Genomic DNA, 23,763 nt, shown 5'->3' with positions numbered 1-23,763 from the left:
CGCGCCGCTGTGGTAGCTCGCGCCATCGCCGCTGAAGTGAACTTACGTACTGATATCAGCGAGAGCTTAAGCGTAAGCTTTAACGAACTGACAAGTGCTTCTGACATCGCTCAGTTGTTTGACATAGTTCTGGGCGCTGGCCATGGCTTAGACGTGACTAAGTTAGACGCTGACATAGTTGCTAAAGGCTCCAACTCTATTCCTGCTGACTTAGTTCGTACTTCTAAGTACTTAACGCACCCGGTCTTTAACCAGTACCACAGTGAAACTGAAATGCTGCGTTATATTAAAAAGCTGGAAAACAAAGACTTAGCACTGAACCACTCGATGATTTCTTTAGGTTCGTGCACCATGAAGTTAAACGCTACGGCCGAAATGATCCCTGTGACCTGGCCAGAATTTGGTTCCTTGCACCCTTTCGTGCCACGCGATCAGGCCGAAGGTTACTACCAAATGATTGGCGAGCTGGCCAACTGGTTAGTCGACATCACTGGCTACGACGCTGTGTCTATGCAGCCCAACTCAGGTGCTCAGGGCGAATACGCCGGTATGATCGCTATTCGTAAATACCACGAAAGCCGCGGCGATTCACACCGTAATGTGTGTTTAATTCCTGTGTCTGCGCACGGTACTAACCCTGCCACAGCAGCTATGGCTTGCTTTGAAGTGGTACTGGTGGATTGCGACAAGAGCGGCAACATCGACATGGCCGATTTAAAAGCCAAAGCCGAAGCTGTATCTGACAAGTTAGCCGCCATTATGGTGACTTACCCGTCGACCCACGGTGTGTTTGAAGAGTCTATCCGCGAGCTGTGTGACATCATTCACGCCCACGGTGGCCAGGTGTATATGGACGGCGCCAACATGAACGCTCAGGTAGGTATTACTTCTCCTGGCTTTATCGGTGCTGACGTATCGCATTTAAACCTGCACAAAACCTTCTGTATTCCTCACGGCGGTGGCGGCCCAGGTATGGGTCCAATTGGCGTGAAGAAACAATTGGCGCCGTTTATGCCAAACCACTCTGTTGTGAAAATTGAAGGCACAGGCCAGGACAACGGTGCAGTATCTGCAGCACCATTTGGTAGCGCAGGCATTCTGCCTATTAGCTGGATGTACATCAAAATGATGGGTGGCGACGGTTTACGTCAAGCCACTGAAATGGCGATTTTAAGCGCCAACTACATGGCGAAAAAACTGGGCGAACACTTCCCGGTGCTGTACGTAGGTACCAACGGCCGCGTAGCGCACGAATGTATTATCGACATGCGTCCACTCAAAGAAAAAACTGGCGTGACCGAAATGGACATCGCCAAACGTTTAATGGACTACGGCTTCCACGCCCCAACTATGTCATTCCCGGTAGCCGGCACGCTGATGATCGAGCCTACTGAGTCTGAAAGCAAAGTAGAGCTGGACAAATTTATCACCGCCATGACTTCTATTCGCAATGAAATTGCCAAGGTAGAAGCAGGGGAGTGGACTGCAGACAACAACCCACTGCATTTCGCACCTCATACGATGGAAGATATTTTCGACCCAAGCTGGGACCGCCCATACGAGCGTCAGTACGCTGCATTCCCTGCACAGTACGTGGCAGAAAACAAATTCTGGCCAACAGTCACCCGTATCGACGACGTATACGGCGACCGCAACCTGATGTGTGCTTGCCCTAGTCCGGAAGATTATCGGTAATTGAAATTTTTTTGTCTAACGACAACTAGGTATCCGAAACTATAGCAAGTAAGTCGGACTCCTTTAACGAAAAAAGCGAACCTGTGAGGGTTCGCTTTTTTGTTCGCGTGTTTTCACAATACCAACTAAGTTTCTTTTTTATCTCCAACATTGATAAAACACCTGTAATGCGCGAAAGTACTTAACCTATCACCAGATAATTAAAGTAGTTCAGACTAAAGCAAGTAACTATCAAAATTCCAAGGAGTGGACATGATCGAATCTTTCAAATTAGCAGATATAGCAACCTACAATGAGCAAGGTATACAGGTAACTGATCTCAAAGAAATCAACTTCTTCTATGGTGCCAATGGCTGCGGAAAAACTACAGCATCAAATTATCTGACGGATACTAGCGACCAGCGGTTTCGAAATTGTCAAGTTGTTTGGACTAATGGTCAACCACTAAAAACCTTGGTATATAACAAGGCATTTCGTGAAAATAACTTTGGTGACAGTGATATTGCAGGTGTTTTCACATTAGGCGAAGCAACTACCGAGCAGGTCGAATTAATTAAAGCGCGAAAAGTCGAGCAAGAAAATGCTGAGAACCAGTTAAAAGCTTATACCACTGACCATAATAAAACGCTGGTGGAGCAAAAAACATTAGCTACGGAATTCACCGAGAGCTGTTGGTCCCTTTATAAAAAATATCAGGATGACTTCAAGGAGGCATTAAAGGGCTTTTTAAAGAAGGAACTTTTTAGAGATAAGATTATTAGCATGTACTCAGGTGATGAAGCAGAGTCTGGCAACGCCGCTGAATACAGTGAGTTAAAAAATAGAAGCGCTACAATTTTAGGGCAAAGACCCGAGGCCTATCCGTTATTTGTAGTTCCAGATTTTAGTTCATTTCACCACATCGAAGCTGATCCGATTTGGCATACTGTAGTGGCAGGTAAACGTGATGTTGATATTGCAGGTTTGATTGAAGCTCTTGGATGCCAAGATTGGTTAAACCATGGTCGTCAGTTTATAAATTCGACAGACATTTGTCCATTCTGCCAACAACCCACAATTGACGAAGAATTTAGAACGAAGATAGAGCGCTATTTCGATACATCGTTTGAACAACAACTTGAGCATGTAAATCGACTGGCATCTAATTATCAGGAACGGGCAACGTATACCTTCGACGTATTACAACGTATAGCTTCTCAAGAGCGAGATAATGAAGAATCTAAGTTGGATCGGGAAGAATTTGAGCTGGCTTTGAAAAGTTTAGATAGTCAGTTTAAAGCTAACATCATGACTATTAGAAATAAACAGGAAAAACCTAGCGCTAAAATCGATCTTACTTCAACAACTGAGATGCTGAAAATTTTGTTTTCCTTGATTGAACAGGCAAATCAGGAGATAAAGAAGCACAATGAAGTCGTCATAAACTACGACATGGAGCGGCAGCGCTTAATTGTTGATATTTGGAGATTTTTAGCCGCCGAAATCAACGATGAATTTACTGCTTATCATAAAAAGATCAAAGGCGTTACAAAAGCTATAGATATATTGAGTGCTAAAGTTGCTGAGTCTGATCGGCAGGTTAAAGAAAAGAAGGCTGAAGTTACGGAACTAAGTCGTAACACAACAAGTGTGCAGCCTGCCGTTGACGAAATAAACAGACTGTTGCGAGCTTATGCCTTCCTAAATTTTGAAATTGTTCCTTCCCAGCAGCTAGAAAATCATTACGTAATACAACGCCAAAATGGCGAATTAGCTTACGAGTCTTTAAGTGAAGGGGAAGTTACGTTTATTACTTTTCTTTACTTTGTCCAGTTGGCGAATGGGGCTTTAAAGCAAGATGACGTTGCTCAAAACCGAGTTGTAGTGATAGACGATCCAATTTCTAGTCTAGACAGCAATGTTTTGTACATAGTTAGCGCAATAGTGAAGGGGTTAATAAAGGAAGTTAAAGCAGGATCATCAATCAAGCAGTTACTTCTTTTTACCCATAACGTCTATTTTCATAAAGAGGCATCCTTTCAAAATGGACGCTCTAATGGCTGTAAGAAAACTCATTTTTGGATACTCCGTAAAGTCAATAATATTACATCCATTCAAGCATATCAGCAGAGAAATCCAATTAACTCATCTTACGAATTAATGTGGCAGGAACTAAAGGATCGCCGCAACAGATCAGGTGTGACAGTCCAAAATATCATGCGCCGTATTCTTGAAAATTATTTCAAGATATTAGGCAAACTCAGTGATGAAGACATCGTTGCTAAATTCGACAATCATCAGGAACAGCAAATCTGTTTGTCACTGCTGCATTGGATTAATGATGGTTCACATTGCATACCTGACGATTTATTTATCCAAACTATTGATGAGCAAGTTGAGGTTTATTTGAATATTTTCAAGCATATTTTCATAAATTCTGGGCACGAATCTCACTATAAAATGATGATGGCAGGAGAAGAACTTTTTGATGGAGAGTTCGCTCAGATTGGAACGATTGATGCTGCATGACTAAATTTTATGCAAAATAGTCCAAAAGAGATTTTGGTGTCAGGTCTTGCCCTTTGCCCCGATATTTAAGTTGTAGAATTGCACTTAGTTTATAAACTCTACAAGATATTGTTGAATATGGATAAATCCAAAGGCAGTTACCTACCAGCCGTTTACTGAACATCAAAAGGAATTGTTAGTGCAAGACCAAGTAAAGCAACCAGAGCCAACGGCAGGTTTGAAAAAGCTGAAAATTTTTATGTTCGTGTTTACCACGGCGTGTTGTATCTGGGTGCTGTTTTATCCGCGTTATGACTCGATGGAGCTGTTTGCCGGGCTGTTGTTTTTCCCTGTCGCTGCGGTGCTTGCCTTTGCAAAACCAGAGGTTTTTGCTCTGGATAAACTTGAGCGAGCAACCACAGGGCTGAATCTGATCCCTTATGTTATGTGGGTAGCTGGCTGTGTTACCTTAAGTCTGGTACTCCGTATCAGGTTCTCAAACGAAGTCTTTTTGCTGCCGTTTTTTGTGCCAATGGCTTTGCTTTCGTCCTACATCGTCTGGGTGCTGGCGTACCGGTTAAGTTGGGCTTCTGTTGTTGTTTTAGGTGTGTTTTACACGCACAGTCTGATTATTTTGAGTAACGAGATAAGCCCGGCTGAAACTGAAGTTGTGATTAGCGGCCCTGTGGTAAGAAAGTATATAAGTAAAAAGCCTAAAGCCTATATGTTGGTGATGCAGTATAAAAAGGAAAAACGACATATTCAGGTAGGTGAGGGGACTTACGAACGCACTGAAAAAGGTGATTTAATTTGTATTAAAGATAGAACAGGCTGGATTGGACTTACTTCGGTTTGGTATGTTAAATGTCCCTGATTTGTACTAGCTCAGACTTAATCTCACTTAATGATCGGTATCACTGCTTTTAAACGCTCCAAATCGCCTTCGCCTACACCCTGGTGTTTAAAGTAAAAAGGCCATTCGTGGCTTAAGGCTGCTACCTGTTCGATGATTTTTTTGGCTTTAAACTGTTTTAAGCCAAAACGTAACGACTGCGACAACAGGTTTTCGATAGTGCCATCCCGGCCAAAATCGCCAATGCCCATACCATGCTGACGGCTGTTATTGACAGGTAACACGTCATAAGCGGGGGATAAACGCCAATTTTTGTCGCTGAAGGAATACAGCAATGCATGATTGCGGCTGTGATCGTCTGTATTACCGATAAACACATTAAACACCATACGTTGGTATAGCTCGTGTGCGTCTTCGGGTTCTGCGCCTTGTGTGCGCAAAAATTCTGCAAGAAAACCATAGCTGTAGCTGCTGCTTAAAGCCGCGTTATTGACAGTGGCTGCATTGATCAGCGAGTTGGCGCTGATAAAGTGATGGGTAGGGCGCTGCTGATGACAGTCAAAACGTTCCACCAGTAATACATCATCAGTGTCAGTTGTGACGACTCTTGTTGTAGCAACCCGCACTGGTAATTCTGCCAGCATACGCATGCAGGCGTGTTCTGTTTTTACCTGATTAAACAAATCGTCGGGTCTGTTAAATTTGGCCAAAAAGGTTGTATCACCGGCTGTGATTAAGGTTTTGGGCCTGGCACCACCCATGCTGGAACCATGCTCAAAAGCTTTTTTTGCTTCCTCTGGTATGGCTTCGTCATTCAATATGGCGTCTTTGCCTTTGAGTAGCAAAGGTAAATCGCCCAGGGTGTTTTTGTTGAGCTTAGGTTTTGACGAGCTGCGGGATAAACTAAAAACTAATGCGCCAACCCCCATGCCGGAGCCCGCCAATAAAAACTGTAATGCATTTTGTGGTTTGGTTTTATGCAAGGACAAAATAACTTTCTGGCCCCATGCGTCTGCACCTGCATCTAGTAACACGCCAAACACTCCTTTGCCAGTGTTGGTGCTGTATAACTGTTCTGACAGAGGTAAGTTCAGCGGGTCCAAAGGGAAGGCGTCAGGGCGTGCTAAATAGCTTTTACCATAGCGAAACTCACCATAGCGCCGTGTTGGATCTAAAGTGACCACGCCACAAATCACCGGCTGCTGCTCCAGGCCGTCAATAAATACATAAGCCTGTTCAGAAGTCATTCGATAGCTCCGGTTTGGCTTTGCGTTGTTTACGCTGCTTTTTCTGCGGCAGGTTATTGAATTGAGCCAATTGTTGTTCTACTGCATCTGTGATGGGCTGCAGTAAATTGAGTTGGGCCAGCACGGCAAACAGGGCTTCGGAGTTTACTGCTTTGCCATTTTCAATAGCAGAAATAGTGTTACGGCTCAATCCAACCCGCACAGCAAGCTCGGATTGATCCATAGACTCAGCTCTGATCTGTTTCACCAGTTGCCCTAAAGCTTGACTAAGTTGTATTGCCTCTTTTTGCATTATAATTTGTGCATTAATATATTAATGCACAAATTATGGCTCATTAAGTTTGGTTGTCAACTACCATCTGTTGTGTTGTAGCCGAAGCTACACAGCCAGTAGTTGATAGCTTATTACCTCACCGCCAATTCCCTACGCACTATCTCGGCACCTGCGGCCAAGGCATTGAGTTTGCATCGTGCCACATGGCGCGGTAAGGGGGCCATGCCACAGTTGGTGCATGGGTAGAGGTGGTGGGCGTCGACAAACTGCAGGGCCTGGCGCAAGGTAGCTGCTACTTGTTCTGGCGTTTCGATGTTGTGGCTGGCGACATCTATAGCGCCGACCATTACTTTTTTGCCGCGGATCAGTTCCAGCAATTCCATTGGCACCCGCGAGTTGTGGCATTCCAGCGAGATAATATCGATGCTGGATTGCTGCAGCTTAGGAAATACCGCTTCGTACTGACGCCACTCGTTGCCCAAAGTTTGTTTCCAGTCGGTGTTGGCTTTAATGCCATAGCCGTAACAAATATGCACAGCGGTTTCGCACTTAAGCTGTTTCAGGCCGTCGGCGGCTTGTTCTAAAGCGGCAATACCCCAGTCGTTCACCTCGTCAAAAAACACATTAAAGGCAGGTTCATCAAACTGGATAATATCGACTCCGGCTTCAACCAGTTCTTTGGCTTCCTGATTCAGAATTTTGGCAAACTCAAAGGCCAGCTTTTCGCGGCTTTTGTAATGGGCGTCGTGCAATGTGTCTATCATGGTCATAGGGCCTGGCAGTGCCCATTTGATAGGTTGGCTGGTTTGCTGGCGTAAAAACTTCGCATCTTCCACAAACACCGGTTTTTGCCGGCTGACCGGGCCAACTACTGTCGGCACGCTGGCATCGTATCTGTTGCGGATACGCACTGTTTTGCGTTTTTGAAAATCAACACCGTCCAGATGCTCGATAAAAGTGGTGACAAAGTGTTGGCGCGATTGTTCGCCGTCACTGACGATATCTATGCCCGCCTGCTGTTGTTCGTGCAGCGACAAACGCAAAGCGTCCTGCTTGCCGTCTGTTAATTCTTCGCCCTGCAATTTCCACGGCGACCATAAGGTTTCAGGTTGAGCCAGCCATGACGGTTTAGGTAAGCTGCCTGCCGTGGATGTCGGGAGTAATTTTTTCATCAATACGTCGCTCTTTGGTTAAATTAAATGCTGTGCCGGGATTACTGCTGTTGCGCTGCCCATTGTTCTAAAACAGAGCTGTGCGGCTTAATAAAATGCTCCTGCGCAAACTTGCCTTGCTCTACTGCTAAGCGGCTGCGCTCTTCTCTGTCGTACACTATGTCTGTTAAGGCGTGATCGCGGTTTTTTAAGTTCGGCTGATAACGCTCTCCGGCTTGAGTGTGTGCGTTGTAAATTTCAGGCCGGTAAATGCGTTGAAAGGTTTCCATGGTGCTGATGGTGCTGGCCAGCTCCAGATTGCTGTAATCGTTCAGCAAATCGCCAAAAAAGTAAAACGCCAAAGGTGCGGCACTGCCAGCAGGCATAAAGTAGCGCACGTCTAAGCCCATTTTTTTGAAGTACTGCTCTGTTAATGAAGTTTCATTCGGCAGATATTCCACCCCTAACACCGGATGCTGATTGTTGGTGCGCTGATAGGTTTTGTTGTCGGACACACTCAGGCAGATCACAGGTTTTTTGTGAAAGTGTTGCTGGTAAGCCTCTGAATTGACAAAAGATTGGAAGAGTTTGCCATGCAGATCGCCAAACTGCTCCGGAATGCTAAAGCCCGGCTGGTTTTTGTTATGTTCGAGCAGCACCACACTGAAATCATAATCCCGCACATAAGAGGAAAAGTTATTGCCCACAATACCTTCAATAGCTTGATTGGTTTTGTGGTCGATAATGCTGGTTTTTAATACTTCAATGGCCGGAAATTGCTTGTTGTGCCCGGCGCTGGTGTTTTCGATCTGGATGTCGACAGAAATAATATCCAGCTGCACCGAATAACGGTTCGAGTCTGGGTTGTCCCAACTGACCAGGCTATTAAAACGCTGGTTGATCATCGCCAGAGTGTTACGCAGATTCTGCTGACGGCGTTCACCGCGGGCTAAATTAGCAAAGTTGGTGGTGATACGGGTGTTGTTGGCTGGCTGATAATGTTCATCAAAACCAATGCTGTGAATGCTGAATGTGAACTGGTTCATCTTATCTGCTCTCTGATTCGCTGCTGTGCGGTTTAATTATCCATTAAGAAGTCTGGATGTCTAAAGCTGGTGTGTCTGTTATACGCCTGTGGCTGGATGAAGAAAAATGCTTTTATTTCATCTGCTGTATGAAGGATCTTCATGTTGGGGTTGGAAGGATGTGATTGCTTGTTATGGGAGTTGCTGTATGGCAGAGGTTGTATTCGGGCTTTGCACTAGTGTTGGAAGCGGGCAACTCCAGTGTTGTGCCTGACAAGGTTTCAGAAGATTTAACTGTCTTTAAGTTTTTGCGCTGCGAATGAAAGCCCTTAGGTTACAACTTGCTGGAATAGGGTTTAATCAGTATGATTAATTTTGAATCACTTTACATCAGGAGCATTGTTGTGGCACAAGTCGGAACTAAAGTTTTAACCGCTCATATCCCTTTGCCGTTGGCTGAAAAAGTTGACCAAATGGCTGAACGTTTAGAGCGTTCTCGCGGTTGGATTATGAAACAAGCTTTATCTGCGTGGCTGGAACAGGAAGAAGAGCGTGAACGATTAACTCGTGAAGCTTTAGCTGATGTAGACGAGGGACAGGTCATCGATCATCAGGCTGTACAAGCATGGGCCGAAAGCTTAGGAACAGATAAGCCTTTAGCGGTGCCAGGTTAATGGAACTGAAGTGGACCAGTAAAGCATTGTCGGATTTAGCCCGACTTTACCAATTTCTGGCTCCGGAAAATAAGCAGGCTGCTGCAAAAACGGTGCTGAGTTTGACTAAAGCTCCAACATTATTGCTGAACAATCCGCGTATAGGTGAGCAGCTATTCGAGTTTTTACCGCGAGAAGTGCGACGGATATTAGTTGGGCATTTTGAGATGCGTTACGAACTTCAGCAGCAGACTATTTATATATTGCGGCTTTGGCATACAAGAGAAGATCGCTGAATAAACCATAGTGTATGAAGGGGCATTGCAACCCAATTTATCCGTAATCTTTGCTCTAATATCCATTCATCACCACATTTCCTCCTACGACTGAAAAACTGTTTTTTCGTTACTGCAACTCTTCAACCGGACAATAATGCAATAAGTCTGGAGGATCTTTCTATCGCCCTTGGTTCTGCCTGAGCCAGAGTAATGCTGAATAAAAAAGACCAGAACACAGCTGGTCTGCAGCACTCGTTAGCCACAGGAGAACTCAGTATGACAGTACCAAACCCCTTGTTCAGCAGCCTGCTATTGGTTGTAGCCATGATGATCAGTTTTTTGGCAGAGGCCAGTTCGGATCAGGCCGTTGCAGAGAAAAACAAAGCTTTTATTAGTCAGGCCTTTGCGAAGTGGGCTGCAGGTGGCAGCACATTTTTTCAGGAGGTGCTGGCGGAAGATGTGGTGTGGACTATTAAAGGCAGCGATCCGGCGGCTGGCACTTATAAGGGCCGTGCTGTGTTTATTGAACAGGCTGTTGCACCTTTTGCGGCCCGGCTCTCTTCTTTCGTCAAACCTAAGGTGAACGACATTTGGGCGGACGGCGATGATGTGGTGGTGTATTGGGACGGCTCCGCCGTGGCGAAGGACGGTAAGCCCTACAACAACAGCTTTGTCTGGATTTTCCGGATAAAGGATTTACGAGCCACTGAAGTGATAGCTTTTCTTGATTTAACTCAATACGACGCGGTGATAAACCGTATTTCTCTTCCAACATCTTTTGATCAACAAGGAGATCAACCAATGAGTGCACAACACCCTTATCTGGGCATGTGGGTGACAGCCGATGGCCGGATCCGTCAGCAGCTATTGGCCAATGGCCGCTACGACGAAGCCCGGGGGAGCAGAGAAAGTGCTTATCAGGGGCGCTACGAAGTCAAAGGCAACCAGATTGATTATTGGGACGACACAGGTTTTACCGCTGACGGCGTCTTTGTCGATGCCAATACGTTGCACCATGGCGGCATGATTTTTTATCGTCAGCAGTAGTGCTGTTGCTCTGAGCTGGCCGAAGTTGTAGTAAGGTAAAATCAGGTGAATCAGGCTGCTATTCGCCTGATGGCTTGCATTGATCGTGTTGTGTTGAGCCTGGTTACTGCGGCTTCTTGTTTAATTTTTCGGTATTTATTGTTCCTATTTTCTTGTTAAAGTAACAACCGCTGCTAAGTTTTCTGACGAGCGCAGCGGCCTTCTGGCTGCAATGGCCGGAGGCTAAATAAAAACTTTGCAGGAGATGTTATGGCAACCCGTCAACTCATACGGCAGGATCTGTACAGTGCAACAGCAGTTATTGGTTGTGCGGCGGCTTTGTATTTTATTTATAAAAATCCAGCGGATGCGCTAAGCAACTGGTACTGGCTGCTTGGGCTTGTTGTGTTGGCGCTGGCGCTGATTGGCAAAGTGCTCTGCGGCACTTTTAAGGGAGTGCTTGTTGATGAGCGCAATGTGATGTCGTTGTCCCGTCTGCAGATGCTGGCCTGGAGTATTCTGGTGTTAACTGCGGTGCTGGCGTTGGTGTTTAGGGCGGTAGAAGCGGGGGATGGCAGTTGCTTGCGGGATGCAACGGGTTGTGTGCCTGATTTACCACAGCAACTGTGGCTGTTGATGGGGTTTAGCACTGCAACTCTGGTGGCTTCTCCGCTGCTGCTGAGCAATAGTGGCGCGGCAGAGCCGGATCAACAGAAAGCAGAACAAATCAGCAATGGCCTGGCGAGGCAGGGCTATCAGGTTTCTGAGCAGCAGCTTAGTGGTCCTTTGTACAGGAACAACAGCCCCGTGCAGGCGCGCTGGTCTGATTTAATTACCGGTGAGCAAAACAGCAATTGTCTGCATCTGGATTTGCCCCGCTTGCAGATGTGTTTTTTTACGCTGGTGGCTTTATTAATTTACGCTGTGTTGTTGCACGGACAATTAAGTCAGGGCACTGCGGTGGGCTCATTGCCAGAGCTGAGTGATGGCTTACTGGCCATTATCGCTATCAGTCATGGCGGTTATCTGGTCAGTAAGGCCAGTCAGAATAGCCTGGTGACCACTGCTGTGAAAAACTCCGCGGCCGAGCAGAGCTCGTCCTGATAGCCTTGGGCTGGAGTTTAGCTCCAGCCCTGAAGTTTTCGGCTCTGTACGTCTGACTTAATAGGCAATCACTTTTGCCACGCCACGGGAGCGCGGATCCGCAGCAGCTTCGACTGTTGTCGCTGTAACTTGTATTGCCTGCACATCGCCTAAATTCCAGCCTTGGGTATGCAGGTTATAACCTTTGTTGATCAGTTGCTGTTGCACTTCTGCCGATAGCGGGCTGTAAGGCTCCATGCTGATCTGATCTTTGGGCAATAACTGATGGTGAAAACGCGCCGCCGCCACGGCCTGTTGCAACGGCATCTTAAAGTCGAACAGGTTAGTGATCACCTGAAAAATAGAAGTGATGATGGTAGAGCCGCCTGGCGTACCAACCACCAGTTCAACCTGATTGTCTTTGACCAACAGGCTGGGGGTCATAGAGGACAACATGCGTTTACCGGGTGCTATCGAGTTTGCTTCGTTGCCCACCACGCCAAATACATTGGGCACACCGGGTTTGGCTGAGAAATCATCCATTTCGTTGTTTAGCAAAAAACCTGCACCTTGCACCACCACACCACTGCCAAAATCCAGGTTCAGGGTATAGGTGTTGGAAACCGCATTGCCCTGTTTATCCAAAATAGAGAAGTGGGTGGTGTGATATCCCTCCAGGCCAGGTTGAATGGCTTTGGTGGCCGAAATAGCGAGCGGGTTAATTTCTTTGGCGCGCTGGTCGAGGTACTTGCTGTCGAGTAATGATTGTACCGGCACGTTAACAAAAGCCGGATCGCCTAAATACTCTGCCCGGTCAGCATAAACCCGTTTTTCCAGCTCTGCGATTAAGTGCACATACTGACTGCTGTTGTGCGCTACGCCGTTAAAGTCGCTGCTGCGGCGCTGCTTCAAACCTAATAATTGTGCCAGCGCTATACCACCGGAGCTGGGTGGAGGGGCGCTGATCAGTTGTTTATCCTGCCATGGTGTGACTAAAGCCTCGCGCCAGCCTGCGCGGTAGGCAGCTAAATCCTGCATAGTGACGAGACCATTGCCGCGCTGCATTTCTGCGACTAAAAGCTCTGCCGTTTTGCCTTTGTAAAAATCGTCCGGCCCTTTTGCCGCAATGCGTTTTAAGGTGGCGGCCAGCTCGGGTTGTTTAAAGTTTTCGCCTGCTTTCATGGCGCCAAAATAGCGGGCGAAGTTGGTTTTTCCGTCCAGTTGCTGCAGTAAATCGGCCCGATACTGGTACTGATTTTGCGCGACGATAAAACCCGTTTCGGCGTAATGAATAGCAGGAGCCAATAACTCCTGCCAGGGCAGGGAACCAAACTTTTTATGGGCCAGCCACAACCCCATGACAGTGCCCGGCACCCCGCTGGCTTGATGACCAATCAGGCTCAAATTTTTGATCACTTGTCTGTCGGCATCTAAAAACATATCCCTGTGCGCCGCTGCTGGTGCCGTTTCGCGGTAATCAAGAAAGTAAGCTTTGCTATCAAACCACACCAACATAAAACCACCACCGCCTATATTGCCCGCTTCGGGGTAAGTGACAGCCAAAGTAAAAGCTGTGGCTATCGCGGCGTCTACTGCATTGCCACCTTTGCGCAAAATTTGTTCTGCTACCAAAGCGCCGTATTGATCAGGCGAAGCAACAGCGCCCTGTGTTAAATGTCGTTTTGGCGTATTGGTGTCTGCGGCCTGCAATGGGCCACAGTAAATCGACAGGCAAAACAAAACTGCGGTTGAGACCAGAGGATAAAACATAACAATCTCCTGAGTGGGATTGTTCTGTTCTAGCGTTTTGCCTGTTGAATTACAAGCACTATCGCTCTGGCAAAATGGCTGTCCAACCGAACCTTTGCTGCTTTAACTCTGGTCTTAGTCATGTTGTATCTGAGGGGGCAGTTTTACTGACTGAGTTTTGTTGTGCTGCATGTTGACCCTGGCTGGATACTGCCGCTCGCTCTGCCTGGCTTTATCAGGCAGAAATTTTTATTTCTTTTCAGAAGTTCCTTTCTTTTTCTGATTTAGTAACTAGAGTTTTCGAAACGGGTAAAAAATGGTAAATCCGGCAATGCCCGTTGTGCAAACGAAAACATACCCAAAGGAAGGAAGAACGCAGATGAAATCTATATACAGCTTATCGGGCCTGAGCCTTGTCAGTTTGGCGTTGGCGATGACCAGCCCTGTCCTGGCAGAGCAAAATTACGCCGTCTCCGATCCGGCTGCTGCCTGTCCTGTTGATCCAAGCTGGATCAGCAACCCATCTATGCCTGTTGAAGTGAAAAAAAGTGGTTCAGATGGCAGCTCGACCTTTTGTGATTTTTACCAGTTTTCTAATCAGGCGTTTTTATACCTGATGTCACAAAACAGCAAAGGGCAACGTAATTTTATGGATCAGACGGTTTACCCTGTGCTGGAGTTTGATGCGAAGGGAAATCCAGTTAATTCTTGTGACGCGCAGGTCACAGGCGCAACCTTAAGAACCAGTTTGGACAAAGGCGACAGTACTTCAATTTCCACCGAACAAGCAGGAGATAGCGCTACTATTTATGCGCAGGACGGCAATGTGGTCTATTACGATGTGCGCTTTGACAAAGGCATGTGCAGTTTGTCGGGCAGTGCGGTGGAGCTGCAGAAACAGAATCTGGTTAACTTCCCAGCCGGTACCACTGAAATAAAAGCCGCCTGGAAACTGCTGTCTGCCGCTGAAGTGGCGGCCGGTACTTTTGTGACTCAACCTCAGACCATAGGCGGTCAGGCTGTCACCTTAGGTTTAGTTGGTATGCATCTGGCTATTGCAACCACCGATCATCCGGAATTTGTCTGGGCGACTTATGAGCACAGAGTGAACTCACCGGATTGCACACCAGCCACAGCTCAGCCTGCTTCGCCCTGGACTTTTGCCAGCGCCAGTTGTACGGCCGGCTTACCCGGTACCGCAATCAGCGGCAATGACTGCAACTTTAATAACCCTCTGAAAAACCAAACCGCACCTACAGGCGCGCCGACTAATATTTGTCGGGTTTATCCTTATGGTACTGCCGCAGGCGATTTGAAAGCTGAAGAAAATGTGGCGGATATTAAGGCACAAAACAGAGGCGTAGGCACTTTGGTCTCTGCACCGGGCGCACCTGCCGGTATGTCAGTGTTGGGTAATTACTTTAATGTTGGCGCTTTGTGGGTCAGTGATATTTCGAAAAGTTCAGGTGGGCAAGGTGTACCGAATGAACGGGGCTCATTACGTCTGGCCAATACAGTGGCTGAAACTACCTACCAAAATGTTGATTTGCAGAAAGGTTTTGCCAGTAACTGTTTTGGTTGCCACAACTACGTGGGCACAGCTCAGAAGAATAGTAACAACATCACCTCACAAAACCTGAGCCATATCTTTTTAGATGTAAAAATTGGTCAGGGTGAAAATGTGGATGTGACTTCACCAAAAACTATCAGCGATAACAGTGCCGCTGCAGGTATTTGTGGCGGTACCAATGGGGTCTGTCAAAACGCCGCCAGTAATCTGAAATGGAATGGCAATTGGACAAACGTTAATACCAGCGCAGGTTCGGTTTGTGGTTGTACCGCTATGTAATAGGCGCAGTTATCCCTGATCTCTGATAAGGTCAATACCAGGCCACTGTGCAGCACACAGTGGCTTTTACTTGGTGCCTTCTTTTGCTCACCCTCAGGAAATACGGTGCTGCCTCTTGATTGTTTTCGGCCTCAGGTCCACAGTTGATCAGACAGAGTAAGGCTGGAGTGCAGGGGTAAAACCAGCATGAAAATGATTTATACCCACGAAAACAGGCTGATTGTCAGCAACATCAGAAACATTTTGCAGCGTCGTGGTTTTGAGGTGTTTATCAAAAACGAACATGCCGCCAGTCTTATAGGCGAGGTGTCGGCTTTTGATAGCTGGCTGGAATTATGGCTGGTGGACGAAAACGATTACGCTTTAGCCAGCATGATTTTAAATAACCTGCAACTCGACAGCGAAGCCGACGACTGGCTCTGCAGCAAATGCGCAGAGGAAAACGCCGCTTCGTTTGAGTTGTGCTGGAATTGCGGTACTGAGCAGGGCTGATGCAGGAGCAGCTCTCTACGCTGCTCCCGGAGCAGAACCATGGTCAGATTTTAGTCTGTTCGACTTGTTTTGCCTGTTGCACCATATCCCGCACATCGTTTAGCAGTTGCTGTGCGTCGTAGACGATTCCGTCTTTGATGGTATAACGCACGCCTTTGCTGTGCTCCGGCTCGTTATTGGCATTTAAACGATAATGGCCTGTGCCGTACAGCACTTTAAAATTTGCCAGCGGGTTTTCGGCTACTATCACCATATCGGCTTTTTTACCCGGCACTAAGCTACCAATGTCTTGTTCCATAGCCAAAGCTTCGGCGCCATTTAAGGTGGCGACCTGTATCACTTCCAGCGGGTTAAAGCCTGCTTCACGCAGCAGCTCCAGCTCCTGAATATAAGCAAAACCATAAATTTTATAGATGTAACCCGCATCAGAGCCCGCAGTGACGCGGCCGCCGTGGTTTTTATAGTCATTTAAAAACTGGAACCAAATGCGGTAGTTTTCGCGCCAGGCAATTTCCTGATCCGTGGTCCAGTCAAACCAGAAGGAGCCATGCGCATACCGGTTTGGCTTAAAGAAGTTGGTTAAAGTCGGCAGGGTATAGTCCTGATGCCATTGTGCATTACGCTGGGCGCTGGCATCGCGGGTGGCTTCGTAAATGGTCAGGGTTGGGTTGATGGTAAAGTCCAGTTTGATCAGCTCATCCCGCACTGCATTCCATTTCTCTGACCCCGGCGCTGCGGCCTGTTTCCATAACAAGCCTGCATTGGCGAATCTGTCCTGTTCGTTCTGATAGTTGTAGTTGGCAGGATAATTCTGGATCACCTGACCGCTAAATAGCGCTTCGGGTAAACCGTACCAATGCTCCATCGAGGTTAACCCCATGCGGGCGCTGTCCAATGCATTGGTGCCCATCACATTGAGCTGGGCGTGGTGCATCATAGTGCCGAGCTGCTGTTTTTTCGCTTCATCCAAAGCGGCCGAGATAATGGCGGGGGTTGAGCCAAAAAATTTAATACCGGCTGCACCAGATTTTTTAATAGTGCGCACCCAGTCTCTGGCTTGTTCCGGGCTGAACACAGGTTTGCTCAGGCCCTGGCCAAAGCCGATATAAGGCACAATACGGGGCGCTACTATAAGGTTTTTCTCTGAGGCTTTGACATGGCGCATCGTCCAGTCGACGCCATTAAAACTGCCGGGCTCGCGCACTGTGGTAATGCCGTGCGCCAGCCAGAGTTTAAACACGTATTCGGCCGGAGTGCCCTTGGCTGAACCGCCAATATGGCCATGCATATCAATAAAACCCGGCAGAATATACATGCCACTGACATCCATTTCCCGATCACCGGATTGGGCTACAGGCCTGCCTTCGGGCAAGATGGGCACGCCCGGATTGCCAACAGCGGTAATTTCAGTGATGCGGTCCTGCTCTATCACTATATCGACCGGGCCAACAGGAGGTGCACCTTCGCCGCTGATGTAGGTGCCACCCCGTAAAATCAGACGTTTATAAGGGCCTTCTCCTCTGTCACGCTCTGGGGCAGATGGGGTGCGTTCTGTTGTATCTGACAGTGCGTCAGCCGACACGGACAACACCGCAACGAGCAATGCAGCATGGAATAACAGGCGAATAGGCATAGGTTGTCCTTCATTATTATTGTGTTGGGTATGCTTTGTTTCACTATGGCAAGCTATGACCAAGCCCGCAACTGAATACGTTTAACAGGGGGATTGGGACGATAATCCGTTTGTAGGTTGTCAGGAACAGCAGGCTTAGTGGCTGATTTTCTTTGGATTGTTGATGGTCAATATAAGTGCTTTCGCATATACTGAAATGCCTTCGCGGCCGACCTTCATATTCGAATATAAAACAATGGAGAGCCCTTTTGAACAAAACCAAATTACCAACCCGCGTTTTTGCCACCAGAGCCAGTGTAGTTAGCGTTGCCATTGCCGCGGCCTTGTCCTCAGGGGCCTGGGCTGAAGAAAAGGCGCAGAGCAAAGACGATGAGCAGATCGAAACCATTCAGGTCACAGCCACCAAACGTACTCAAGTGATTTATGAAGTGCCTTTAGCCATCAGTGCTTTTAGTGGTGAAGCACTGGCAGAGCAGGGCATCAGCGACCTGACGGACGTGGGTAAATTTGTGCCTAACCTGAACGTGACAGGTTTTTCTGCCGGACATACGTCGTCAGCTAACCCTTTTATCCGGGGTATTGGTTTACAGGATCACCTGATCACGACGGATCCCGGTGTCAGTGTGTACGTGGACGGTGTTTATCTGGGGCGTCAGGTAGGTCAGAACTGGAACCTGAGCAACATTGAACGTATTGAGGTACTACGTGGTCCTCAAGGTACATTGTATGGCCGTAACTCTATTGGTGGTGCTATCAATATCATTACCAAGCAGCCGGATGAAGTGGCTGTGACTAAAGTCGCGCTTCAAGGCGGCAGCCGTGGCCGTGCTAAAGCTGATGTTTTTGTCAACCGTGAGCTCACCGATACGCTGGCCTTTAACCTGAATGCTGGCTACAACCAGCGTGATGGCCTGGGTAAATTTATTAATGTGCCTGACGCTGAATACGATGTAGGCGAAACTCAGGAAGCTTATGGCCGTTTTTCCGTCAAATTTACGCCAAACGACGATTTTAGTCTGGTGCTGACGGCAGACGGTAATGACGGCGAAGGTGGTTTACGGCCCTACACCGTATTGATTGATGAAGTGCCCACTGGAGCTTATTACACCGGCATGCGTTTTGGCGCGCCAACCCCAACGGGTCCTTTGCGCAATTCGGATCTGGCGCCAAATATTTATGACAATGCCACCGGTACCCGTGAAGTCACCACGGTCAGCAATGAAGCCAGTGGGGTGTCTTTAACCGCCGACTGGAGTCTGAATGACGAGCTGTCGACCAAAGCTGTGCTGAGCAACAGAACTTCTGACTACAAAGCTGGCCTGGATGACGACGGTACTATCTTCGAGCTGGATCATTATCCTGAGCGGGGTGATGCCGACCAAACATCAGCAGAATGGCAGTTATCCGGCTTTTATGGTGAGATGGACTTTGTTTCAGGCTTGTACTGGTTTGAGGAAAAAGGCAGCAACCGTCAGGGCGAAGATTCCCGTTTTAATGGCGGCGCGAATACGCTGGAGCTGGATCAAACCTCCACCAGTCGAGCTGTGTTCGCCAATCTGGGTTATCAGTTAACGGACGATTTACGGCTGGCTGGCGGTTTGCGTTTTAACAAAGACAAAAAGGACGTGTTGGCGAATGTAGGCAGTGGTCCTTTTGCGGCCAGTGATGAATGGAGCCAGATGAGTTATGACTTATCGGCCAGCTATCGCCTTGAAAATGGCATGAACCTGTACGGCAGTATGCAAAGTGGCTACCAGTCCGGTCAGTTCCCGGCCCGTCCTTATTGCTTATTCGGCAACCCTGAATGTTTAGTGGCCACAGACAATATCACCGCCGTGAACTACGAAGTGGGTGTCAAAGGGCAGGTCACTGATACTTTTAGTATGAGTGTGGCTGTGTTTAACACTGTATTTGATGACTTGCCTTATCAGGTCAGTACCACGGCAGAAGGTGGCTTTAGCACCACCAATCTGGTGGTCAGTCAAACCTCACGTGGTGTGGAGTGGGAAAGTACGGTGTATTTCTCTGATGCCTTTAAACTGCATAGTGCGCTGGGTTGGATTGACGTGGATGTGGATGAAAAAGACGGTGTAAAACCTGTTGCCCCTTTAACTCCGGAGCTGACCGCTGCTATTGGGCCGTCGTATGAGTTTGCGCTGGCCAGTGGTGCCACTATTACCACCCGTATCGACTATTCATTCCGCGATGAGATGTATGGCGAGCCGAGCTCTGATCCAGGTCGTTTGACCCTGATTGGCAGCCGTGAGCTGGTGAATATGGATATTGCCTACAGTCCGGCCGGTGCCGACTGGACCCTGGCTTTGTACGGTCACAACATTTTTGACGAGCGTTATGACAATGCCCGGTTAAATACCGGCGATTATGTGCTGAGAATTCTGAGCAATGACGCCAGTGAATTCGGTGTGCGTTACACTGCCCAGTTCTGAGTGTAAACTGGTTTAAAAACTAGCCCATCGCTGTGTTGTGATGGGCTTTTTTTATTCTGCTTTACTCAGCCAAAACCCCGGTTGTGCCGCGACCATCAATGGTGTCGCGGGCTTTTGCTTTGATCAGGCAGATAAAAGTCTGGCCTTTGCTGGTCCTGACTGAGTACTATCAGCAGCAAAGTGTGCAGTCTTAAGACAGGAGCTGGCCGTGACACCTTCCACTAAGCCATTATTCTGGCGTCATCCTGAGCTACCTTACCTGGAATTACGTTGGGTTCAGGACGGACGCAAGGTGAGTTATGCGCCAATCAGGGTTTATACAATGGGTTTCTCGCAGCAGGCTTATTCTGGGGCTGATATCAGGGCGCTGCAGGTACTGACCATCAGGTATTTTTCCTGTTGTGTGTGGTGGTAGCCGGTAGTTATGGCGCTTTAACTGTCGGCAAAAAAATTCTGTATGTGCAGGCGCTGCCAGCGGCCTTGGCTTTGTTGTATTTAACCTTGATGTAAAAGCCTGTTAGCGCTTAATACAGACAAAAACTGCATTGCCGGCATCTTGGTCCCATGCTGCAATTTTTTCATAGTTATGCTCAAGAATATGCACTTCAAAATAAGGGCATAATAGTAGTTCCAGCTCTGCAAAACTGACCGCGACCATAGGGTGTTGGTCTTGCCAGAGTTGTTTCAAATCTGTGGTCGTTTTTTCGATGCTCAGGTTCAGCGTTTGTGTTTCGCCTGTGCCGCTGTAATTCCAGCCGGATTCAAACACAAAATGGCTATCGTCAACTACAGCGCTGTGTCGAACATAAGAGTTATTGTCGATTTTGTCTTTATCCACAGCATTAAAACAAAACACGCCGCCCGGTTTTAGCGCGTTAAACACACTATGAATACAGGCTTTAAGATTTTTGATGCTGGCGCTGTAGTGAATGGAGTACAAAAAGCAAGTAATGAAGTCGACCTGTTGCTCCAGCGTAAAATCACACATATTTTGCAGCGTAAAGTGCGCCTCAGGACAACGCTGTCGGGCTTTATCCAGCATAGGTTGGTTCAGATCCAGCCCGCTGCTTTGGTAGCCTGCATCGAGAAAATGCCGGATATGCGGGCCTGTACCGCAGGCCAAATCCAGATGAGTCCGGCCATTTCCTCCAAAAAACTGATGCAAGCGGCGCGCGCTTTGGCTTTGCGTCTGATAGTCAATATCAGCGCACATCAGGTCATAATAACCAGACAAGTCTGTGTAAAGCGCGTTGGATGAATGCATAGACCCTTCTTACTGGAAGCTGTAGCCGGATTGACTGCCTGATGTCGTGCAACAGTGCTGAACCTTAATCACCGCACAGGCCCAGGAGCCGCTCTGTCATTGTGTTGTCGCCTTGCTGCACTACCACTACATTCCGTGTGACAGCGGGCTTATCTGGTCAGATTTTCGGCCGCGCATCATAGCTCAGTTTGTGGTTTTTGCGAAGCTGAAAAAGGGTCGCTTTGGCGTTGCGCCAAAGCGACCCGACAGGGGATATCAGACTCGAAAACGTGCGACTAAAGTGTTTAAATCAAAGGCTAGTCTGGTCAGCTCGGAAGAACTTGCACTGGTTTGATGGGCGCCCGCTGCAGTTTGAGCCGCCAGATCACTGATCGTAATGATGTTTCTGTCAATTTCGCGAGCTACTTTGGACTGCTGTTCTGCAGCGCTTGCAATAATATGGTTACTGTCACTGATCGACAGGATCCGGCTGGCGATCCTATCCAGTACTTCAGCAGCAGCTTTCACAACAGTTTGTGCCTCACTGGCTTTTTTGCCGGTATTGGTGATGGAAGACACTGCAGCAGTTGCTGAGTTCTGCACTTCACGCACCATAGCCTCAATTTCACCTGTGGACACCTGGGTACGATGCGCCAGGCTACGCACTTCATCAGCAACTACCGCAAAGCCCCGGCCAGCTTCGCCTGCCCGGGCTGCTTCAATGGCCGCATTCAGTGCCAGTAAGTTGGTTTGCTCAGCGACAGCTCGAATCACATCCAGTACCTGTCCTATAGAGGCAACCTGAGTCGCTAAGGTATTGATCACCTCGCTGCTGTCGGTCATGTCACTGTTCATCTCGTTAATGACTGCGGCAGTTTCGGCCACTCTGAGTTTGCCATCGGAGGCCAGACGAGCCGATTCAGTCGATGCGTCTGAGGTCCGTAATGCAGTTTGTGCGACTTCATCGACTGCAGCGCTCATTTGTGTAATTGCAGCAGCGGCCTGTTGCACTTCATCGTTTTGCAGTTGCAGCGCTTTGGATGATTCTTCAGTCACTACATTTAATTCTTCAGCGGCTGAGGCTAATTGACTCGATGAGCTACCGATTTGGACTATGGCTTCGCGCAGATTCGTTTGCATGATCTGCAGAGCGCGGGCTAAACGAGTCAGTTCATCATCCCCCTGGATCTGTGTCTGTAGAGTTAAATCGCCGGCAGCTACAGTTTCCGCAGTTTTTACTGCCTGTTGCAGTGGTGTATTGATGCTGGACGCCATGACTTTGGCAACCAGTAAGCCGATACAAGCAGCGATCACCACGATCGTCAGGATCAGCCAGAAGGTACTTTCATACTTTGCAATAGAGCTGTTTCGAACCTCTAATGCGGCTTTTTCATTAAAATGTATGATGGCAACCAAATCTTTTGTCATTCGATCGCTCAACGGATTAATCTCAGATAACAGTGCTTCGGCTTGGGCAAGATCACCTTGTAAAGCCAGCGTATAAAACTGTTGTTGCGCCGCATAATAGGCCGCGACAGAAGCTGTAAATTGATGATAAAGCTTCAGCTCCTCGTCACTACGGATAGTTTTTTGGTAATCCGCTGAATATTTTTCTACCGCCTGTTTCATCTGCTGAATTTGTGCTGCGGTATGCTGACGGCTTTGTTGGTCTTTATCCAGCAGTAGTCGCAGGGTAAACACTCTGACCCGCATCAAATTAAGATTGACTTCCCCCAGACTCAGAATGGCTGGCAGCATATTCGTTTCAACTTCTGCTGCATGGCTTCGGATCGTTTTCATTGATGAAAGAGACAAAGTACCAACACCGATCAGCAGCAGAATGAGCAGTGAGAAGGCGAACAATAAACGCTTTTGTATGGTGATTTCTCTTAACATGACATGCCTCTGTATGAATAAAAATGGCGATACCTACGTGCCCTGACTTACAGCAGTAACTGTTGCGTTTCAACACGCAGTCAGCTTACTTTAAGTTTTACTGATATTATCAAATTTTGGTTGTACTGCATGATGAATTTTTGATTTTTATCAAATATCTGGTTGATTAAAGCCAGAAGCTGGCCGCTAAACTGTGACTTTTACGGCGCTAAACTGGTGGCCACAAAAAAAAGCTTGCTTAACCGCCCCTGATAACGAGATCCTATGTTGTGTTTATTTCGCATCAGACCGAATCAGCGGTGGGTGCGCCAAGGAGATCTCATGTCTAAATCCAGAAGTCGTCGTTTACAGAAAAAACTTTATCTGGGCGAATTTACTGAATATGGTTTTATGTTGTCCTGTGAGTTAGGTCTGGAGTCTGAACAGGATTTCAGCAAATTGCTGGACCAGTTTATTGCTCTGATTGAAAGTCGTGATTTGGTGATGGCCGGTGGTGGTGACAAAACTCAGTTTGAGGCTTTTATCTGGTCTGCACACCGTTATGGGTCTGCCACGCAGGACGATATCCAGGTGATCAGCGACTGGTTTAGAGCCCTGCCATCTGTCGATAAACTGCAAGTCAGTGAACTGGTGGATGCCAATTACGGCGTTAGTTTCTGATCTACGTGAGTGGTTCAAATGC

General features: G+C 47.6%; 19 protein-coding genes and 1 pseudogene. 12 read left to right on the top strand and 8 right to left on the bottom strand.

The window, feature by feature from the left end:
- The 3 genes from gcvP to SD53_RS05280 all read left to right on the top strand — a co-directional run.
- The coding region (gene gcvP, locus SD53_RS05290) for an aminomethyl-transferring glycine dehydrogenase (protein ID WP_046519175.1) at positions 1–1,695 on the top strand (1,695 nt) is incomplete at its 5' end.
- 252 nt (positions 1,696–1,947) lie between these two features.
- Positions 1,948–4,203, top strand: coding sequence for an AAA family ATPase (locus SD53_RS05285; RefSeq protein WP_046519174.1), 2,256 nt, complete (start codon positions 1,948–1,950; stop codon positions 4,201–4,203).
- Positions 4,204–4,381: 178 nt separating this feature from the next.
- On the top strand, positions 4,382–5,056 hold the full coding sequence (locus tag SD53_RS05280; protein ID WP_046519173.1) for a hypothetical protein: 675 nt from the start codon (positions 4,382–4,384) through the stop codon (positions 5,054–5,056).
- Positions 5,057–5,079: 23 nt separating this feature from the next.
- Here the strand turns inward: SD53_RS05280 and SD53_RS05275 are convergent, their stop codons facing one another.
- The 4 genes from SD53_RS05275 to SD53_RS05260 form a co-directional block, all read right to left on the bottom strand.
- The gene (locus SD53_RS05275; RefSeq protein ID WP_046519172.1) at positions 5,080–6,282 is read right to left on the bottom strand and encodes a type II toxin-antitoxin system HipA family toxin; all 1,203 of its coding nucleotides are present in this window, start codon (positions 6,280–6,282) and stop codon (positions 5,080–5,082) included.
- The gene (locus tag SD53_RS05270) at positions 6,272–6,574 is read right to left on the bottom strand and encodes a helix-turn-helix transcriptional regulator (RefSeq protein WP_046519171.1); all 303 of its coding nucleotides are present in this window, start codon (positions 6,572–6,574) and stop codon (positions 6,272–6,274) included. Before SD53_RS05270 ends, SD53_RS05275 begins: the two co-directional genes overlap by 11 nt.
- A gap of 113 nt (positions 6,575–6,687) precedes the next feature.
- On the bottom strand, positions 6,688–7,728 hold the full coding sequence (locus tag SD53_RS05265) for a methionine synthase (protein ID WP_046519170.1): 1,041 nt from the start codon (positions 7,726–7,728) through the stop codon (positions 6,688–6,690).
- A 41-nt stretch (positions 7,729–7,769) separates the two neighbouring features.
- Positions 7,770–8,753 (bottom strand): DUF1852 domain-containing protein, encoded by a 984-nt coding sequence (locus SD53_RS05260; protein WP_046519169.1) that lies wholly within the window; start codon positions 8,751–8,753, stop codon positions 7,770–7,772.
- Between the two features lie 383 nt (positions 8,754–9,136).
- Here SD53_RS05260 and SD53_RS05255 point away from each other — a divergent pair, with 383 nt between their 5' ends.
- The 4 genes from SD53_RS05255 (at position 9,137) to SD53_RS05235 (ending at position 11,793) form a co-directional block, all read left to right on the top strand.
- Positions 9,137–9,406, top strand: coding sequence for a CopG family ribbon-helix-helix protein (locus SD53_RS05255; protein WP_206539898.1), 270 nt, complete (start codon positions 9,137–9,139; stop codon positions 9,404–9,406).
- Positions 9,406–9,681 carry a type II toxin-antitoxin system RelE/ParE family toxin gene (locus SD53_RS05250; protein ID WP_046519167.1) on the top strand — a complete coding sequence of 92 codons (276 nt, stop codon included), beginning with the start codon at positions 9,406–9,408 and terminating at the stop codon, positions 9,679–9,681. The genes SD53_RS05255 and SD53_RS05250 overlap by 1 nt, the downstream gene beginning before the upstream one ends.
- A gap of 258 nt (positions 9,682–9,939) precedes the next feature.
- Positions 9,940–10,710 (top strand): Atu4866 domain-containing protein, encoded by a 771-nt coding sequence (locus SD53_RS18265; RefSeq protein ID WP_082101782.1) that lies wholly within the window; start codon positions 9,940–9,942, stop codon positions 10,708–10,710.
- A 249-nt stretch (positions 10,711–10,959) separates the two neighbouring features.
- Entirely contained in the window at positions 10,960–11,793 is an 834-nt protein-coding gene (locus tag SD53_RS05235) for a hypothetical protein (protein WP_046519166.1), read from the top strand.
- Between the two features lie 57 nt (positions 11,794–11,850).
- Here SD53_RS05235 and ggt read toward each other — a convergent pair whose 3' ends face one another.
- On the bottom strand, positions 11,851–13,542 hold the full coding sequence (gene ggt / locus SD53_RS05230; protein WP_046519165.1) for a gamma-glutamyltransferase: 1,692 nt from the start codon (positions 13,540–13,542) through the stop codon (positions 11,851–11,853).
- A 358-nt stretch (positions 13,543–13,900) separates the two neighbouring features.
- Between ggt and SD53_RS05225 the strand changes: the two genes are divergently transcribed.
- Both SD53_RS05225 and SD53_RS05220 read left to right on the top strand, forming a co-directional pair.
- On the top strand, positions 13,901–15,370 hold the full coding sequence (locus SD53_RS05225) for a mannan-binding protein (protein WP_241481754.1): 1,470 nt from the start codon (positions 13,901–13,903) through the stop codon (positions 15,368–15,370).
- A 186-nt stretch (positions 15,371–15,556) separates the two neighbouring features.
- Positions 15,557–15,862, top strand: a complete 306-nt coding sequence (locus SD53_RS05220; RefSeq protein WP_046519164.1) for a putative signal transducing protein — start codon at positions 15,557–15,559, stop codon at positions 15,860–15,862.
- A gap of 43 nt (positions 15,863–15,905) precedes the next feature.
- Here the strand turns inward: SD53_RS05220 and SD53_RS05215 are convergent, their stop codons facing one another.
- Positions 15,906–17,495 (bottom strand): amidohydrolase family protein, encoded by a 1,590-nt coding sequence (locus SD53_RS05215; RefSeq protein ID WP_046519163.1) that lies wholly within the window; start codon positions 17,493–17,495, stop codon positions 15,906–15,908.
- Positions 17,496–17,743: 248 nt separating this feature from the next.
- Here SD53_RS05215 and SD53_RS05210 point away from each other — a divergent pair, with 248 nt between their 5' ends.
- Together SD53_RS05210 and SD53_RS05205 are read left to right on the top strand one after the other, a co-directional pair.
- Entirely contained in the window at positions 17,744–19,942 is a 2,199-nt protein-coding gene (locus tag SD53_RS05210; RefSeq protein ID WP_046519162.1) for a TonB-dependent receptor, read from the top strand.
- 270 nt (positions 19,943–20,212) lie between these two features.
- Positions 20,213–20,452, top strand: a pseudogene (locus SD53_RS05205) (DUF1304 domain-containing protein).
- Positions 20,453–20,459: 7 nt separating this feature from the next.
- On the opposite strand, the gene SD53_RS05200 reads toward SD53_RS05205, so the two are convergent.
- Together SD53_RS05200 and SD53_RS05195 are read right to left on the bottom strand one after the other, a co-directional pair.
- A complete protein-coding gene (locus SD53_RS05200) occupies positions 20,460–21,206 on the bottom strand; it encodes a class I SAM-dependent DNA methyltransferase (protein ID WP_046519161.1) in 747 nt (248 codons plus the stop codon).
- Between the two features lie 255 nt (positions 21,207–21,461).
- Positions 21,462–23,081 (bottom strand): methyl-accepting chemotaxis protein, encoded by a 1,620-nt coding sequence (locus SD53_RS05195; RefSeq protein WP_046519160.1) that lies wholly within the window; start codon positions 23,079–23,081, stop codon positions 21,462–21,464.
- Positions 23,082–23,402: 321 nt separating this feature from the next.
- On the opposite strand from SD53_RS05195, the gene SD53_RS05190 reads away from it, so the two are divergent.
- A complete protein-coding gene (locus tag SD53_RS05190; RefSeq protein ID WP_046519159.1) occupies positions 23,403–23,741 on the top strand; it encodes a YggL 50S ribosome-binding family protein in 339 nt (112 codons plus the stop codon).
- Positions 23,742–23,763: the final 22 nt, after the last annotated feature.

Source organism: Rheinheimera mesophila, from assembly GCF_000986865.1.
Lineage (GTDB): Bacteria > Pseudomonadota > Gammaproteobacteria > Enterobacterales > Alteromonadaceae > Pararheinheimera > Pararheinheimera mesophila.
This window is presented reverse-complemented; position numbering and strand designations above follow the sequence as displayed.

Coding starts and splice junctions, on each gene's coding strand:
- SD53_RS05285 (WP_046519174.1), top strand. CDS start 1,948: ATGATCGAATCTTTCAAATTAGCAGATATAGCAACCTACAATGAGCAA.
- SD53_RS05275 (WP_046519172.1), bottom strand. CDS start 6,282: ATGACTTCTGAACAGGCTTATGTATTTATTGACGGCCTGGAGCAGCAG.
- SD53_RS05270 (WP_046519171.1), bottom strand. CDS start 6,574: ATGCAAAAAGAGGCAATACAACTTAGTCAAGCTTTAGGGCAACTGGTG.
- SD53_RS05265 (WP_046519170.1), bottom strand. CDS start 7,728: ATGAAAAAATTACTCCCGACATCCACGGCAGGCAGCTTACCTAAACCG.
- SD53_RS05260 (WP_046519169.1), bottom strand. CDS start 8,753: ATGAACCAGTTCACATTCAGCATTCACAGCATTGGTTTTGATGAACAT.
- SD53_RS05250 (WP_046519167.1), top strand. CDS start 9,406: ATGGAACTGAAGTGGACCAGTAAAGCATTGTCGGATTTAGCCCGACTT.
- SD53_RS18265 (WP_082101782.1), top strand. CDS start 9,940: ATGACAGTACCAAACCCCTTGTTCAGCAGCCTGCTATTGGTTGTAGCC.
- SD53_RS05235 (WP_046519166.1), top strand. CDS start 10,960: ATGGCAACCCGTCAACTCATACGGCAGGATCTGTACAGTGCAACAGCA.
- ggt (WP_046519165.1), bottom strand. CDS start 13,542: ATGTTTTATCCTCTGGTCTCAACCGCAGTTTTGTTTTGCCTGTCGATT.
- SD53_RS05225 (WP_241481754.1), top strand. CDS start 13,901: ATGAAATCTATATACAGCTTATCGGGCCTGAGCCTTGTCAGTTTGGCG.
- SD53_RS05220 (WP_046519164.1), top strand. CDS start 15,557: ATGAAAATGATTTATACCCACGAAAACAGGCTGATTGTCAGCAACATC.
- SD53_RS05215 (WP_046519163.1), bottom strand. CDS start 17,495: ATGCCTATTCGCCTGTTATTCCATGCTGCATTGCTCGTTGCGGTGTTG.
- SD53_RS05200 (WP_046519161.1), bottom strand. CDS start 21,206: ATGCATTCATCCAACGCGCTTTACACAGACTTGTCTGGTTATTATGAC.
- SD53_RS05195 (WP_046519160.1), bottom strand. CDS start 23,081: ATGTTAAGAGAAATCACCATACAAAAGCGTTTATTGTTCGCCTTCTCA.
- SD53_RS05190 (WP_046519159.1), top strand. CDS start 23,403: ATGTCTAAATCCAGAAGTCGTCGTTTACAGAAAAAACTTTATCTGGGC.